At 42.8% G+C, this 16259-nt stretch carries 13 protein-coding genes; all 13 read right to left on the bottom strand.

The window, feature by feature from the left end; all coding sequences use genetic code 11:
* Window positions 1–179: 179 nt before the first annotated feature.
* Window positions 180–1034 (bottom strand): CRISPR-associated endonuclease Cas1, encoded by an 855-nt coding sequence (cas1, locus tag FTV88_RS13200; protein ID WP_153726046.1) that lies wholly within the window; start codon window positions 1032–1034, stop codon window positions 180–182.
* 2 nt (window positions 1035–1036) lie between these two features.
* Window positions 1037–1645, bottom strand: a complete 609-nt coding sequence (gene cas4 / locus FTV88_RS13205) for a CRISPR-associated protein Cas4 (protein ID WP_153726047.1) — start codon at window positions 1643–1645, stop codon at window positions 1037–1039.
* Between the two features lie 49 nt (window positions 1646–1694).
* Window positions 1695–2564 carry a CRISPR system precrRNA processing endoribonuclease RAMP protein Cas6 gene (gene cas6, locus FTV88_RS13210; RefSeq protein WP_153726048.1) on the bottom strand — a complete coding sequence of 290 codons (870 nt, stop codon included), beginning with the start codon at window positions 2562–2564 and terminating at the stop codon, window positions 1695–1697.
* Window positions 2565–2567: 3 nt separating this feature from the next.
* Window positions 2568–3272, bottom strand: coding sequence for a type I-D CRISPR-associated protein Cas5/Csc1 (gene cas5d, locus FTV88_RS13215; RefSeq protein WP_162008056.1), 705 nt, complete (start codon window positions 3270–3272; stop codon window positions 2568–2570).
* Window positions 3273–3310: 38 nt separating this feature from the next.
* The gene (gene cas7d, locus FTV88_RS13220; protein ID WP_153726050.1) at window positions 3311–4291 is read right to left on the bottom strand and encodes a type I-D CRISPR-associated protein Cas7/Csc2; all 981 of its coding nucleotides are present in this window, start codon (window positions 4289–4291) and stop codon (window positions 3311–3313) included.
* Between the two features lie 31 nt (window positions 4292–4322).
* Window positions 4323–4772, bottom strand: coding sequence for a hypothetical protein (locus FTV88_RS13225; protein ID WP_153726051.1), 450 nt, complete (start codon window positions 4770–4772; stop codon window positions 4323–4325).
* Entirely contained in the window at window positions 4763–7459 is a 2697-nt protein-coding gene (gene cas10d, locus FTV88_RS13230; RefSeq protein WP_153726052.1) for a type I-D CRISPR-associated protein Cas10d/Csc3, read from the bottom strand. The genes FTV88_RS13225 and cas10d overlap by 10 nt, the downstream gene beginning before the upstream one ends.
* A 30-nt stretch (window positions 7460–7489) precedes the next feature.
* Window positions 7490–9571, bottom strand: coding sequence for a type I-D CRISPR-associated helicase Cas3' (gene cas3, locus FTV88_RS13235; protein WP_153726053.1), 2082 nt, complete (start codon window positions 9569–9571; stop codon window positions 7490–7492).
* A gap of 343 nt (window positions 9572–9914) precedes the next feature.
* The gene (locus FTV88_RS13240; RefSeq protein WP_243137169.1) at window positions 9915–10832 is read right to left on the bottom strand and encodes an ABC transporter substrate-binding protein; all 918 of its coding nucleotides are present in this window, start codon (window positions 10830–10832) and stop codon (window positions 9915–9917) included.
* Between the two features lie 84 nt (window positions 10833–10916).
* Window positions 10917–11558, bottom strand: a complete 642-nt coding sequence (locus FTV88_RS13245; RefSeq protein WP_153726054.1) for an ABC transporter permease — start codon at window positions 11556–11558, stop codon at window positions 10917–10919.
* A gap of 73 nt (window positions 11559–11631) precedes the next feature.
* Window positions 11632–12702 (bottom strand): ABC transporter ATP-binding protein, encoded by a 1071-nt coding sequence (locus FTV88_RS13250; protein ID WP_368277371.1) that lies wholly within the window; start codon window positions 12700–12702, stop codon window positions 11632–11634.
* 501 nt (window positions 12703–13203) lie between these two features.
* Window positions 13204–14703, bottom strand: coding sequence for an Asp-tRNA(Asn)/Glu-tRNA(Gln) amidotransferase subunit GatB (gene gatB / locus FTV88_RS13255; protein ID WP_153726056.1), 1500 nt, complete (start codon window positions 14701–14703; stop codon window positions 13204–13206).
* Entirely contained in the window at window positions 14700–16175 is a 1476-nt protein-coding gene (gene gatA / locus FTV88_RS13260; RefSeq protein WP_207707879.1) for an Asp-tRNA(Asn)/Glu-tRNA(Gln) amidotransferase subunit GatA, read from the bottom strand. The genes gatB and gatA overlap by 4 nt, the downstream gene beginning before the upstream one ends.
* Window positions 16176–16259: the final 84 nt, after the last annotated feature.

Here is a 16259-nt window from a genome sequence, read left to right on the forward strand (position 1 = left end):
TCGTCATCCCACCTTTTTATTCCTTCCTTGGTTAACTTTATTTTGCTCTGAAAGGTATATATTTTTCTGTTTCTCCTGTTATCCATTTTGCTAAAATTCTTCCTTGCAGTTCAAAACATCGACTATAGGTAATCTTATAGTTAAAGATTGGATGATTGACTGCTGTGTTTTTTCTTTCTTCAAATTTTCGGTAAAACTCTTTTTTTTACACTATCTTTCAGTGAACAAACACCAAGATCGATATCAAAGTCTTTTTCAGTAATCATATTGTTGTTAATCATGCTAATCACAACAGAGTCTACAATGATTGTTCTAAATTCTTCCACTAGATCCAAAGCAAGCGATGCACGTCCATATCGATCACCGTGAAGAAAACCTATATAAGGGTCAAGGCCAACAATCGCTAAAGCGCTTTGTATGTTATGGGTTAACAAAGTATAACCTAATCCAAGCAAAGCATTCACTGGATCAGTGGGTGGACGTCGAATACGTTTTGCAAAACCAAAATCATTTTTCAAGATTTCAGGGAACACCTGAAAATAGATAGCAGCTGCATTTCCTTCATATCCTCTGATCTCATCAAGTGTTTCTACACGGTTCAATCCTTTTTTGGTCTTTTTGATGCTTTGAATTGCTTCTGAAAGTTTTTTGTGTGGAGAAGCACGATGTTGGCGGGCCAAGAACGTGATCTGATTGTTGATTTTTCCATTTATAATTCTTTTGGCTACTTCTACCCTTGCTTTTGGATCTTGATAGATTTTATGTTGTGCGATGCGAAGCAAACCATTTCTAGAGTCGGGCGCTTCATATCTCCCTAAGTAATTTCCATATTGGGAAAGAAAGCAAATATTTATTTTTCTCTCCATTAGTTCTGCCACTGTTGGGGCTGTTACTGTGACATTTCCAACGATAACGATCTGATCTATTTTTATAATAGGAACGTCTATTAGAACATCTTTTTCTAATGTTACTACCAGTCGTTCATCTGTTTTTCGTAAAGTAGAGCGTTGCTCTGTGATATAAAGTGTACTCATTTTTAACCCTCCTTTGCCTTGCTTTCTTCCTGCACTGCCTTACGTATCATAGTAACTTCTCGAGGTAAACATCTTTCTATCAAGCTACATCCTGAACATCGAGGTCCATACTTCTGCACAGGTCTTTCTGCTGTTATAAACATTTGTTGAACTGCTTGAATTACTTCTTGGGTTTTAAGTCTTAGTTCTTGATCAAAGGTAACTTGTAGACGTAGCCGCGAGCCAAAATAATAAAGAAAACCATATTCTATTCTTTTGTCTAACATGTATTCTAAAGCTAGTGCTTGTGCACAGAGTTGGACTTCATCGTTTTGCCATTTACCACGACGACCTTTTTTATACTCTACAGGATACGTTAAATTCCCTTTTTCCTCTACCAAATCACTTTTCCCGATTATTCCCAGCTCTTCATGGTATAATTTTACTGCTCGGTGCTTTAAAATACCTTCTCTACCTAGAATGCCAGGCATATCTACATTTTGATGTAGAAAAGTACCCGTTAATGTATGTTCATTATCAATGTATTCACCACAAATGTACTCTAGATAACAACGAAAAGGACAATATGAATAGGCATTGAGTGCCGATATTGGTACAATGATGGGTTCCACAAAGTTTCACCTCCCTTTAAAATCTTTTTTTAACTATAGAAAGTAGTTCCTATGGTTTTCTTTGTACTTTTATCGTTTGCCCCAAACCCATGGTACTTTTATAGCCACAACCAGCAAATTGGCCAAACCGTACTAAAAGATCGAAGAGATATCGCATATGTGCTGGAAAACGGTGCCAGTCTAGCCGTATCCAACCTACTGAGCCTTTGATCATATACTTTCCATAATCAATTGTAACTGTTTTTAAGTTGTAATCTGATATGGCTACTTCTTGGTTGATTTTGTCTAGCAATGAAGCTTCGTGAGGGTTCTTTGGTGATTCCATAGCTTCTCTTTGTCCTAGAAGCAAATGTGTTGGGGCAAAGTTTTCCCATTTTAATAGCCAGCTTTTGAACATAAGCTCGGGATCGGGAAAAGGGTAGTTAATGTTACCGCGTCGAAAAGACAGTGGCGTTACAATACGAATTTCACAACCATTGCTGGCGACTGCTTCATTAAGTAATTGTTCATATGTTGTCGTTTGGCACCATCTATCTGTATCGTTGAAAGTCGCTTGCCAGGTGCGCAGCATGACTTGGTTTTTGCCTAACGTAATTAGAGGATTGCTCGACTCTGTGAAATTTTGGGTATAATAAAGCAAACTTTTGTTAAATGCTTCTGCGACTTTACGATCTAAGAAGGTAATGCGAACTGTGTACTCCTGTCCTTGTCTCAAAATCGTTGGTTTGTTTGTACTTAGTAGTTCTGGTGTCAAACCGATTGTGAACGGTTTGACACCAGAAACATTGTGAAGTTCTGTTGCCAGAGCAGGATCGTTTTGAGCAATCATTTGCAGTAGTACAGCATGCCAGTGACGAGCCATCTGGTTAGCTGGTTCCGTTTTCTGAGGTATAAAGGTTAGTTTACCGGCAACAAGCATGACTTAACTCCTTTTGTTTCTTTTATTTACCTTTTTCTTGGTTGTTTTTTCTTCAGGAAACTTATAACGCATCCCAGCAGGCAATAGGATTTCTTCACCTGTTCCTTTGAGTTTGTAATAGTCTGTTTCTAGATGAGCATCTGTGACGAGAGAAACAGGTGGCATGTTCAATAGATTAAACATACTAGGTTGTTGAGGCAAGTCTAATACATTTAATGGATGGGCCGAAACGAATTTTCCATTTTTTTGTTCGTACTCTATTTCTTCTGCTATTACTTCTACTTTGCTCATCCATTTCCCCAAACGGATCCATTGAGGCCACGTAGTTCGTGCTTTGGTAAAAGCATAACTTATGAATCGAGATTCTGGTCCAATTTCCCGACATTGTCCGTAACTGGGGATGTTAACGGATAGTTGTTCCGATTGTAATCGATAACGAACATCGGCAAGTTTAAAGGTATAGGATGCAAAGCTAACTTGAAGCGGTTTTGCTGGTGTTAGGTAGATACCTTGCTCATTTAGAGGTTCTAAGTGTTCTTGATAACGTGGTACATGATCTGGTTGATGATAGCTGCTAGCTGCAAGTCCAAAGGCATATGTTAATGCATAGTTGTGCAAATAAGCATCGGTTACGTAGACACGACCGAATTCCCGGGTAGCAAAAAACAGTGGTTCTGCTGTTATTAACTCCAGGCGATAGATGGGCACAATATCACCACCTATTTATTCTCTAGCCCTTACTTGGATCACTTCTTCTTACCTTTTTTCACGCCGATTTCCGCTCGAGTGCAATACTCTTTCATCTCTTTGTCTAAATCTTTCAAAAAGGCTCCTTGCTTCTCTCGATCTTCTAGTGTTTTTTGCAGTTCTATCATGACTTCTTCTAGTTGTGATCCTTCTACTTTTTCATATATGACATTGCTGTTTTGGAGCAGCTTTTGCGTTGCTTCTGCTGTGGCTTTAGTCACTTGATCCCAAGCTAAGAGAGCGGGCAATTCTATATCTTTTTCTTGGTCTTTTGTTAGCTCATCATAGATGGCCTGGGTTAAACGTAAATTACTGAAAATCTCACCATCAGCGAAAACAATGGCCATAATACGATTTTCTACAACGCCTGTACGTGTCGTTTGAGCCCCGTAGCGCTTGGTACGACGAATGTTGTTGAGCAGGTAAGCCAATCCTAACGCGGTTGGATCACGCAATGTTACAACGGTAGGAAAGTAGGTTTCGGGCTTTACATGATCTTGTTCACTAAATCGACTTGTGGTTTCTCCTTTTTTGGTCATGGTTCCATGTTCGTAGGGTGCGTTTAAGGTAAAGGTTTCATGGGATTGATCATAAGCGCTGATAGAGAAAGCCGTGTCCGCATAGACTTTGGACTTTTCTGCACCGGAGTCTCCAATAGCATAGCCGTAGAGTATGCAATCAGGGCAAGTGCAACAAAATGATACATTGTAGTCACATTCTTCACCGATTATTGCATGGGCACGCAATAGTTCTCGTCCTGTGAGCCTTTCTGCTGTTGTCTGCTTTCGTTTGAAAATGGCAATACGAGCCATTGGTTTCCCTTTCTCTATACCTGCGTTAACGATGGCTGTATTTAAGGCGCCATCTGTCTGAAACACTGCGTAAGAGTCGGTACGACGCAATACGAGCAGGTGGGCATATTTACCGCTCGGAATTAGCGGCAACTGGCTATGGAAGTGCTTTTCGTAATTTTTAAACATTAAGCTTGTCCTCCTTTTTTACACTTTTTGCTTACTCTTGCGGTGCAGCCTTTTCTGTATCGGTATCCTGGCTTTTGGAGCGATAAGCGTAAGTTTTGATGTAGTAGGCTTCGCAACCGTTTTTGAGTCGATTGAGGTACTTGCGCAATAGGGCTCGGCTGCCTTTGCTGTAGTCATCGAATACTTCTTCTAAGAAGAGCTGGACAAATTGTTCCACCGCTTCTCTTTGCGCTGCTGGTTCTTTGTAAAGAGGCAGCCAACCAGAGGCACTGTCATGGTCATTGCGCACTCGATCCAAAAAAGCATTGATCTCCCCTTGTGCTATTAAGGATAAGCTTTCACGATCTGTGTGGGCTGGCGCTTTGAGTAAACAATCTGCTACGATGCTCAAAGGACGCAGTCTTGCGTAAGCTGAATCTTTACGGGCTCCTGAACGATAAAAAGAAGCGTAACTGTCTACCACCCTTGTAATCATGGCCATTTTATTTTTCCCTCCCATCTCAGGATCTCTTCATAATATGTTGTAATGCGTTCGTAGGCTTTTAAGAGTCTTTCAGCCATCGTTGTGTTCATACCCCGTGTTGTGGTTACATTCCCGCCACCGCGCTGGTTGGTTGCAATTCGGTCGGCATAATAGAAAATGATAAGAGGATCCGATTCTACAGCTCTGCAGATGCTATTTAACTGATTCCAGACAGGAAAATTTCTGCTATCACGATAGGCGTCGGAAGTTATTTCATATAGTGCCATGGCTCCGTCAAAAGCTAGGGATAGTTCATCGAGTCGAAATACACTTTTTGCCATACCATGTTGCCAGAAAGAATGGGGTGAATCTAATAGAACTGTTTCTCTGAATTCCGTCCCACTACGGTAGACAGGGATGGGGGAGCGACTGGCATAGACTTTGACGCCTAGCAGTACGGGTGTGAATAAGGCTAGTAAGACTGGCATACTCCAGCGCTCCGTATCGGTTGGATCTCTTCCCATATAAGGAATACCGACCATATGGTATCCATGTCGCTCCCCCATTGAATAGGCGATCTTTTTTATGGAGCGATTATCTTCAGGCTTTGTAAGCTTAAAGATATCATGGTTGCATAGTTTTTTAAGTTGACCATGGCTTTGCTCGTAAGGTTTTCTAAGTTCGCTAAAGGTAACATTGTGCAATTTATTGTATATCTGAGAAATGGCTCGCGCTGTAATTGGGGTAAAGAAGTAGGCTGGATATAGATGCAGAAATACGGCGTCATCTTGTTCTTTGATTGTGCTGTTCATGCCTGTGCGTCGTAACAAATTCTCTGTTTGGCAAAGGTCGCAAATACCGCGCCCTGATGGGACTTTCCAACCCACGATTTTTTTGTTTGTAAATATGGAGAATTCTTCAACGTTAGAGAAGGGGCTATTACAAATTGCACATACTCTTTTACCACTACGCAAAGCCTTGTTTTTAGTGTATAACTCTAGTTCGTTTTCAAAGTCCCATTGATTTTTCTGATCGACTACTTTTCCACTTTCTACGGTAAGTACATTTGATAAGTAAGGCTCTAAAAAAGCAAAAGGCGGTTTCGTCTCTGGTACGCCACATTCTTCTAAAACATCTTTGTATGCTTTGTTCAAAATCTCTTCTGTTTGTTCAGGGCTAAGACCAGGGTTCTTTTTTGCATAGTGTCCAGCAACGTAAAACCAGGGATAGCCTACCCCGCCGGTGTAAGGAATGGCTTTCCAATAGGGAAGATGCTTTTCCATCTCTAAAGCACGGACTAGTTTTTCTCCATAGATTTGATAGTTATTGCTTTTTCCTGTATAGTAATGGGCTAATAATTTGGATAAGGCAAAGCATCCTTCTGCCAAACGATCTGCTATGAGTGAGGCGGGAAAGTTCAAATCTAGAACGAGACCACTGTCTTGGGCAAGTACCATCTTTTCTTTGCGTTGCTCTGTTACGGGTGTCTTTTTCTCTGAAATCACTTGCATTACACGACTGCTCATGACTTGACCTGCTAATTCGGGTGGAAGTAATTCTACAAAAGAAGTGGGAAATTTAAATCCAATGCCAGCACGACTAATCAGTGACCCAGCTTGTCCTTTTAACTTATCTAGTAGCTCTTGGCGTATACTTTGAGCCAAATTGTCTATGACAGGTTCTTTGCCTTCTTGTGGTACTAGATAAGTAACGCCTTCTGCGAAAAAGAGAAAAGGTTTCCACTTGGCTTTGATCGCTTCTTGGATGACATGGTTGTGAATGATTTGAGTAAGCCGTCCTCGGTTTTCTGATGTCTTATGATAGGCAACTCGATAGCGACCTTGAAGCAATCGGCGTAATAGATCTAGAATTTTTCTGCTTTTTGCGGTTAATAAATCTTCCGGTCTGCTTACAAGGGCAGGTGTTGCTAATAAATCGGCCAAACGAACGAATTCGCTTAGATCTTCTAGTAAATCCGATGACGTTTTCAGCTCTTTATAGTTTGCTAAGGTACGGTTTTCACCGCGTTTTGCTTCGGCATTTTGAGCAAGAAAAGCTACATCGTATTGATAGCTGCGATCTAGGAACTGCCAGATATTTAACTTCTCAGCCCATTTTTCTAAGGCTGTTACGTAGTCTTCACTATTTTCACTGTCTAATCGTAGATCTTGGCCTTCCATTTTGTTTAAGTCATGGAGGGCATAGCCAACGAGAAATAGACGTTGTTCTTCTTCTGAAAGATTGCAAAGTTTTACTATCACCCAGGTTGCCATGGTTCCATTGAGTATATGGGTAAGTAAACTTTGATCGGCTAGATGCACAAGTTTGTCGATCCTTGCTTGCAATGTCTTGTCTACATCTTTTTGGCTTTCTATGTTGAGCAATGTGAGAGCCTTACGATGACTCATTCCTTTGGCATTCACATCGGATAATTGTTCGATTAGGGAAGGTAAAATCGTGCCTATCCATTCTCTTAGGATTCGATCTCCTGGTTCCGTTGATTTGTAGAGAAAGTGTGCCAGTGGTGGCATCTCCTCTGGTTCTTTTTCATCTTCTTCTAAAAAATCATAATCAAGCACTGCATACATTTCATTTTCTTCTTCTGAATCTACCATATCTAACTGCAACTGAACTTCTTCTCCCTTTATCAACTCCTTTGCTTCTGAGCTACCGCTTCTGTTCTTCGTAGACTTATTATGACTCATCTTACTCACCTCCTCATGAAATAAACACTTTTAGGTGATAAACACCTCATTCGTTTTCCGCCAAAACATGATGGAATCAAGCATTAGAGCATCTTTGCCGAACGAAACAGGGTAGATACCGTTGTAATCACGTACCGCATGGAGTTCAAAAAAAGGCGGCAAGGCCCAGCGCCGTCGCACTTGTGTTACATCTAAGATAGAATCTAGTACGCAAGTGCAAAAATATTGACGTTCTACTTTTTTGTTAATGGTGAATATTTCGGGATGTCTTGCTTCTAGGAAAAAACCTTTTCGTCGGCAAGCTGTATTGAGTAGTTCTTTTTCAGTGATTAGCTCGTCGTTGTAACGCAATGCCACTTCCAATTTTTGATCAAGATATCCTTCTATGACTGCATAGAGCTTGATGGCTGGCTTTCTCCAGGGTTCTCCCATTTTTTCTGCTATTTTCTGTGCTTGGTCTTCCTCGATAAATGTAAGGTGACAAATGGAGAGCAATCGTGGTAAAGACATGGTGCCAACTCTTTTTGATTCTTTTTCATAGACCCATACATCCCACAAGCCAGCACCACGAAGAGCTAGTAGTTCTTTGATTACTTCGATTTGCTTTTCTTTCTGCAAGTGGATGTAGTGCCCCCAGTTGTTTTTTTGGGTGTTGAATACAACTCGACTTAAAGGCTTTAGATTATCTAGAAGTTCTTGATAGTGCCTACGGCCATGCTTTTCTAACTGAGCAATCTGGTGAATTGAACGAACGCTTCCCCAGCGACTTACATAGTTTCGAAATTCATTGTGTGGTCGATAAACCTCTTCTCGAATCCAAGAGAAAAAGGTTTGTCGATCGATTTTCTCTCCCTCAATCTCTTTTTCTTCTAGTCTTTCTACAAGATAAGAAGGCATAAGAGCGATGGCCAAATAGGTTGCAAAGCCGCTGTGTCGTCCCAGCCTACCGAGCCTTTGAATGAACGTTCCTGCATCCATCGATTCAAACAAAAGAAAGTTAATCTTAAAGTCCACGCCTACATCGACTGTGGATGTAGCAATAATCAAATCAGCATTCCAAGAAGCTTTCGCTTTTTCTTTTCCTGTTAATCCTGTGTTTTCGCCAATAGAGATAGTGCCTTGTAGTTGTTCTTTTAAGTAACTATAAAGTCGCTTGGCTGTATAAACAGAGTTGCAGATAATAAGACCTTTGCTTTCAGGATAATTTTGAAAAAAAGATGTGATTTCGTCGATATGTTCTTTAACCCAGTCCAAGAGATCGCCCGCACTTTGATCATGTTTGGCGAGCTTTAGTTTTACGGGTGCTAATATACGCCGATAGTGATTGCTATCTATGGTGTCATCACCGTGGCAATACTCACCCTCTACTTCAGCACATTGAAACCCTGCTGCTTCGAGGCCTTGTAGGAGCAACTGATGGGGCGTGGCAGAAAGAAATAGAAACTTTGTGCCATGCTGATGTCCATGACTTGCTCGGATCATAAGCATGGCTTGTAAGACTTCCACGATCTGCGGTGTTTGGAATATGTGAAATTCATCAAATACGATGTATTTGAATCGATTGGCAAATCGTTGTGCCATGGCTGCTACATTGTGCTCTGGTGAACGATAGGCAAAGTTCATAATAAGAGAAAACAAATCGGGGTTGGTAAATAGAAGATTTTTTCGATGAATAAGATCTAATATCGCTTCAAACTTTCTGGTCTCTTCTAAGCTTGCATATTCGTTGATACGTCGAGCGTTGAGCATTTCCATAAAAAAATTACGCCCTGGGTCATAGCCGAATAATCGATAATAACCAGGGTTTGTTAAGTCATCATCCATAGCTTGTCGGTATTGATCTCGCAATAGTTCGTTGGTGGGATAAGCAAAACTTCCAGACCCGATCGGTTTAGCAGGATAAGGTCGTAATAAAGGCAGGTGTGCCGCCAAACTTTTTCCGTCTCCAGTCATAGCTGTGTTAAATACAACATCTACATCGGAACTATGTAACAATTGATACGTTCTCAGTTGGTGTGAAGATAGTTTCCACTTTTCCGGTAGGTCAAAGGGTGCTTTCTCCTCTGTTAATTTTGACCAGAGTGATTCTAAATAAACTTCTAAACTAAACACCCCCTAGAACCAATCATGTTATTGTTTCCACTATTTCATTTTAGTGTCTACAAGTTTCCATGTCAACTTTTGTATTTATTTAATTCCATATTTCACACCTATTTTACAGACTAACTTTTACAAAAAATCAATAGAATTGAAAAGATGTCTAAAGGAAATAATTGAAGAATTATTTAGGCAATGTTAAAATTTATTGATTGGGCTTTCGGTTTTTTCTTGAATTTATTTCTTTATAAGGAATTGAAAATGAATAATGGAGTTAAAATTATACTTTTATTCCTCTTGAGGATTCTTCAGAAAAAAAGATGACCAAGCAATTTCTTGTTGGTCATCTTTTCTCCCCCTACGGAATCAACCCTTCCTCCTCCAACCACATCCGGGCCACTGTCTCAGCTCGCATTCTCTCCAAGTCAACCATGGCATTTAACCGAGCCATTTCTTCATTGGTCAGCCTTCCACCGAGTCGGGTCAGAATCTCTTCCAATTGAGGCAGTCGATCTAACGTTTCTTGACGAACAATGGGCACAGCGTAGTAGGGTGGGAAAAAGGCACGGTCATCTTCTAATACCACGAGGTTGAAAGCAGGAATTCGTCCATCCGTGGTAAAACCATCAATCACATCAACAGCGCCATCACGTACAGCAGCATAAGTTAAGCCAGGATCCATCCCTGTAACCGAACGGAAGTTAAGTCCATAATACTCATTCATACGACCATAGCCATCAGGGCGCTCTAAAAATTCATGGGTACAACCAAATACAAGATTGGGTGCATGTTCTTGAAGATCAGATATGCGTGTTACTCCCAGTTGAGCCGCTTGATCCGGTCTCATGGTGAGACCGTAGGTGTTCTCAAAACCAAGTGGCGTGAGCCAGCGAATGTTAAACTGGTTCTCATAGCCTTCTTGAACACCATCATAGACTTGATCGGGATCGCCAATCGCTTCTTCCCCTAAGACAACAGTCCAACCCGTACCTGTATATTCAGCATACATATCAATGCTTCCTGTGCGAATCGCTTCGTGCACCACATTGGTGCCACCTAAGTAGCCTCGTCTTTCAGCCACTATATCACTATTTTCTTCTATTAAAGTAGCCATAATATGCACCAGAACATCTTGCTCCGTAAAGTTTTTCCCACCAATGATGACTCGATTTTCCGGCAGTTGACCGCCGCCTGTACCGGGCAAACAGCCCGCTAAAGTGCTACTTGTAAAAAAAAGAATCAGTGCAAGTGTAAGCAGCTTTTTTAACTGTATCAACGATTTATGCCTCCCTTGACTTCTTCATCCCTATCAAGTGTTTTCATCTTCGGCTAGATCAGGACCTCTTCTCCCCCTGCGACCTTAGGCCGTCTTAATTCCTTTCGGTGTTACCCTTTTCTCCACCCAGGCAAAAGTGGCATCCAGAATAATGGCTAGCAAAGCGGCAGGAATCGCACCTAGCAGAATCAATTCATTATAAGCCATAGCAATACCACGGAAGATAAAGTCACCGAGTCCGCCAGCGCCAATCAGCGTTGCCAGCGTTGCTACACCAATAATCAAAACGGTAGAAGTACGAATTCCTGCCATGATGACCGAAAGCGCCATTGGCAGCTCAACCATGCGCAATATTTGCATATCTGTCATGCCCATACCTCGACCAGCTTCTTTCAAAGCCGGCTCAACGCGCATAATGCCCGTGTACGTATTGCGTAGAATCGGCAAAATCCCATAAATCGTTAAGGCTATAATCGCCGGCTGGGAACCAATGCCGAACAGAGGAATCATAAAGCCCAATAGAGCGAGGCTGGGAATGGTCTGAAAAACACTGGCCACACCAATAACAGGACCGGCTAGCTTCTGAGAACGAGTTAGCACAATGCCTAGAGGAACTGAAATCAATAGGGCAATGAACAAAGAGGCAAAGGAAAGCCAGAGATGTTCAAAAGTAGCCGTATAGAGCTCACTTTGACGATTGATAAGGAGTTGGAAAAACTCTGTCATATATCCTCCTCTGCTTCACCGCATTATAAAGGTTTTTATACTTTTCGGAATCAACAAGACAAGACTAGCTCTATCAACCAATCTGCTTTAACAACACATCCATAAGACTGGAATTGGTGATTAGACCGACCAGTTGGCCTTTGTCGTTGACCACCGGCAAAGCACCGACACCTTTATCTTGCATATAAGAAACGGCTTCACTGAGCAACTTGCCTTCCTCAATGACAGGTACATCGCTGTTCATAATCTTATCGGCTCGTAATTCTTCATTGCGATAGTTTTCTTCTACTTTTTTGGCTGTCACAACACCTAGCAGTTTACGATCGCCATCAATTACCATTAAGCTATTGACGAGCTTTTTACGCATCAACTTGGCACAGTAGGCGATCCCTCTTTCTGGGTCTATGGTCACAGGGTTTTCAATCATGGCATCAGACACATAAAGAGGTCCCTCATCAGAAACCATTCGCTTTTCTCCGATAAACTCACGGACAAAATCGTTCTTCGGATGGCGTAACATTCTCTCTGGCGTATCGGCTTGCACAATCTGACCGTCTTTCATTAAAATGATGCGATCGGCAATTTTTAAAGCTTCGTCCATATCGTGGGTCACAAAAACAATGGTCTGCTTAATCGTTTTTTTCAACCGTGAAAGCTCATCTTGCAGTTGTTCTCGACTTAAAGGATCTAAAGCGCTAAAAGGTTCATCCATTAAAATAATCGAAGGCTCCGCTGCCAAGGCTCGAATCACACCGATACGCTGCTGTTGCCCCCCACTTAATTCGTGAGGGTAACGATCTCGAAACTGTTCTGGATCTAAATTCACCAGTTGAAGTAATTCATCAATTCGAGGCCCGCGCTTCTCCGGTGGAACATTTTTCAACTTGAGAATAATCTCTGCATTTTGCGCAATTGTCATATGTGGGAAAAGGCCAATCTGCTGAATCACATAGCCAATATTTCTGCGCAACTCCACAGGGTTAATCGTAGAGATATCTTTCCCATCCACACGAATAACACCAGAAGAAGGATCAACAAGGCGGTTAATCATTTTCATCGTAGTAGACTTACCACAACCACTCGGCCCAATCAGTACCACCAACTCACCAGGTGATACTTGCAAATTCAACTCTTTCACCGCCACAGTACCATCGGCATAACGCTTTGAAACATTTTCAAATCGTAGCAGGAAAGATCACCTTCCTAGCTCTTAGCTTATAACTCAACGTAATAGCTTGTAGCCGCTTTTTTCTCATATAGCTCTCTTGATGGCTCTCTTGATAGCTCTGTAATAGAAACCTTTTTGCTTAGCCTTGTAACAGCAATAGAAGCCTCTTTTTCACTCCTAGTATGAGCCGTTCTTTTCTGTCGTACTCTTGATCAGGAAAATGGGAAAAAATAAAAAAAGAGATCAGAAGCAATCTTCCGATCTCTTTTTACGCTTTAAAACTGTGATAACGCAGTAACAACCAGCAAACTGTACCTAGGGCAGGCGTTATGAATTCCTGGAGGGAGGACTTCAGACCTCAGCTGTCGCCAGCTTGCTGGCGGTAACAGCGTGGGATGAGTCCGTTCGGAAGGAATTCATAACGCCTGACCCCACCACAAAGTAACTATTTTTACGCACAGCGCAGGAGAAAAGCCCCTACTGCCTCTTCAACTCTTCCATCAAGAGCCTATTCACAAGCCCCGGATTGGCCTTACCGCGCGTCGCCTTCATAACCTGACCCACGAAAAACCCAACAGCCTTATCCTTACCGGCTTTAAAGTCAGCAACCACTTGCGGATTGGCCGCCACAACTTCAGCCACAACAGAAGCAAGAGCGCCTTCATCAGAGATTTGCACAAGGCCCTTTTCTTCCACAATGGTTTTGGGCTTTTTACCGCTTTCGAACATCTCGTCAAAGACGGTTTTGGCAATTTTACCAGAGATGGTGCCACCTTCGATCAAGGTGAGCAATTCTACGAGGTTTTCCGGAGAAATGGGGCAATCTTGGAAGCCCTTTTCAGAAGCATTCAAGCGCCGGGACAGTTCGCCCATCATGTAGTTCGAGATTTGCTTGGCCCGCTCTTGGCCTTTTTGATCGACTTTTTGACCGGCTGGTAGGGTCATACCGTAGGCTGTGCAAGCTTGATCAAAGTAATCAGCCATGGCTTTAGAGCCTGTAATAACAGCAGCATCGTAAGCAGGCAAGCCGTAGCTTTCTACCAATCTTACTTGTCTTGCTTGTGGCAATTCTGGCAGCGTCTTTCGAATTCGCTCTACCCACTCTTCAGAGATTACAATCGGCGGTAAGTCGGGGTCTGGGAAGTAGCGGTAATCGTGGGCTTCTTCTTTGCTGCGCAGCGCGATGGTTTCGCCTTTGTTTTCATCCCACATGCGCGTCTCTTGAATGATTTTTCCACCGTCACGCAAAATTTCCGCTTGCCGCTCGATCTCATACTCCAGGGCTTTTTGCAAAGCTTTGAAAGAGTTCATGTTCTTGAGCTCTGTTTTTGTGCCCAATTCTTTTTGGCCCCAGGGGCGCAAAGAGACGTTGGCATCACAGCGGAGGCTGCCTTGTTCCATTTTGCAGTCTGAGACTTCTGTATATTCTAAGATGGCTTTAAGCTGTTCTAAGTAAGCGATGGCTTCTTCAATAGAACGAATATCTGGTTCTGAAACAATTTCAATCAAAGGCACGCCTGTACGATTGTAATCGGCTAGAGAGTAACCTGCATACGCAAGGGAGCCGCCACCGTGAACAAGCTTACCGGCGTCTTCTTCCATATGAACGCGCGTAATGCCGATGCGCTTTTTCTCGCCTTGTACTTCGATATCAATATAACCGCCTTCTGCAATCGGCAAGTCGTATTGTGATATCTGGTAGGCTTTGGGGAGATCGGGATAGAAATAGTTTTTCCGATCGAATTTGGAGAAAGAAGCGATTGTACATTGCAGCGCCAATCCCGCTTTCATGGCATAGTCAACGACTTTTTCATTGAGTACAGGTAGTACGCCAGGCAAGCCTAAGCAGACAGGGCAGACGTGGGTATTTTGCTCGCCGCCAAATTCAGTCGTACAGCCGCAAAAGATTTTACTTTTCGTATGCAGTTCTGCGTGTACTTCTAAGCCCATGACGATTTCAAAGTCAAAGTCTCTCATTCTGCACAGCCTCCTTTCAAAGGTGGCATCTGGCTGTGACAACTTGTCGCTTGCTCAAAAGCATGGGAGATTTGCAATAGGCGGCCTTCTTCAAAAGGTTTGCCCATAAATTGTACTCCAATGGGCAGTCCATCGGCAAAGCCGGCATTAATAGAAATGGCTGGAATGCCTGCTAGGTTCACAGAAAGAGTACAAATGTCTGATTGATACATTTGCAAAGGATTGTTCAATCTGTCGCCACAACTAAAAGCAACAGAAGGTGTTGTCGGTGATAATAATACATCGAACTTCTCAAAAGCTCGGTCAAAGTCTTGCTTAATTAAGGTACGAACTTTCAGCGCCTTTAAGTAGTAGGCATCATAATACCCTGAGCTTAAAGCATAAGTACCCAACATGATGCGGCGCTTCACTTCTTCGCCAAAGCCTTCCGAGCGAGTCTTGCTGAACATGGAGATTAAGTCTTCTGCTTCTTCAGCCCGGAATCCGTAGCGGACGCCGTCATAGCGAGCTAAGTTCGAAGAGGCTTCCGCCGGTGCAATAATGTAATAACAAGGCAAGGCATATTCAGTATGAGGTAAAGAGCATTCAATCAGTTCAGCGCCTAGACTTTCTAAAGTCTTCATGGCTTTTTGCATCGTTTCAGAGACGTCTGCGTCAATGCCTTCGCCAAAGTATTCTTTCGGCACACCAATGCGCCAGCCTTTGATCGATTGATCAAGAAAGGTCGTGTAATCAGGGTGCTCAATCGGTGCCGATGTAGAGTCAAAAGGATCGTGCCCTGCAATGGCATTCATTACCAAGGCACAGTCCCGTACATCGCGGCTAAAAGGGCCAATCTGATCGAGTGATGAAGCAAAAGCAATCAAGCCATAGCGAGATACAGAACCATAAGTAGGCTTTAAGCCAACGACACCACAAAAAGCGGCCGGCTGTCGAATAGAGCCGCCTGTATCAGAACCCAGAGAAAATACAGCTTGTCCCGCTGAAACAGAAGCGGCAGAGCCACCGGATGAGCCGCCGGGTACACGCTCTAGGCGCCAGGGGTTGCGCGTCCCTTCTTGCCAAGAGTTCTCACAAGATGAACCCATGGCAAATTCATCCATGTTCACCTTGCCGAGCATAATAGAGCCGGCTTCTTTCAACTTGCGCACTACCGTGGCATCGTAAGGCGGCACAAAGTTATGGAGCATTTTCGATGAACAAGTCGTCGGAACGCCTTCCGTACACATATTGTCCTTAATCGCCATGGGAATGCCTTCTAAGGGTCCAATCTTTTCACCGGATGCGATTTTATCATCAACACGAGCGGCAGCCGCTTTCGCTTCGTCAATTGTTTTCGTAACAAAAGCAAGCACCTTTGGCTCCACGTCTTCTAAGCGAGCTGCTACATCATTGACAAGTTCCGTAGCGCTAATCTCTTTACTCACCAGAAGGTCGTGAAGTTCATGGGCACATTTGGTATGAAGCTTCACAAGGATCCTCCGTTCCATCTCCATCTAGTAAAAATTATCTGCCATTCTAAGGTCTTTCCATAAAAAAGTAGTTCTTCCACAATT

Origin of the sequence: Heliorestis convoluta (assembly GCF_009649955.1) — a bacterium.
Taxonomy (GTDB): domain Bacteria; phylum Bacillota; class Desulfitobacteriia; order Heliobacteriales; family Heliobacteriaceae; genus Heliorestis; species Heliorestis convoluta.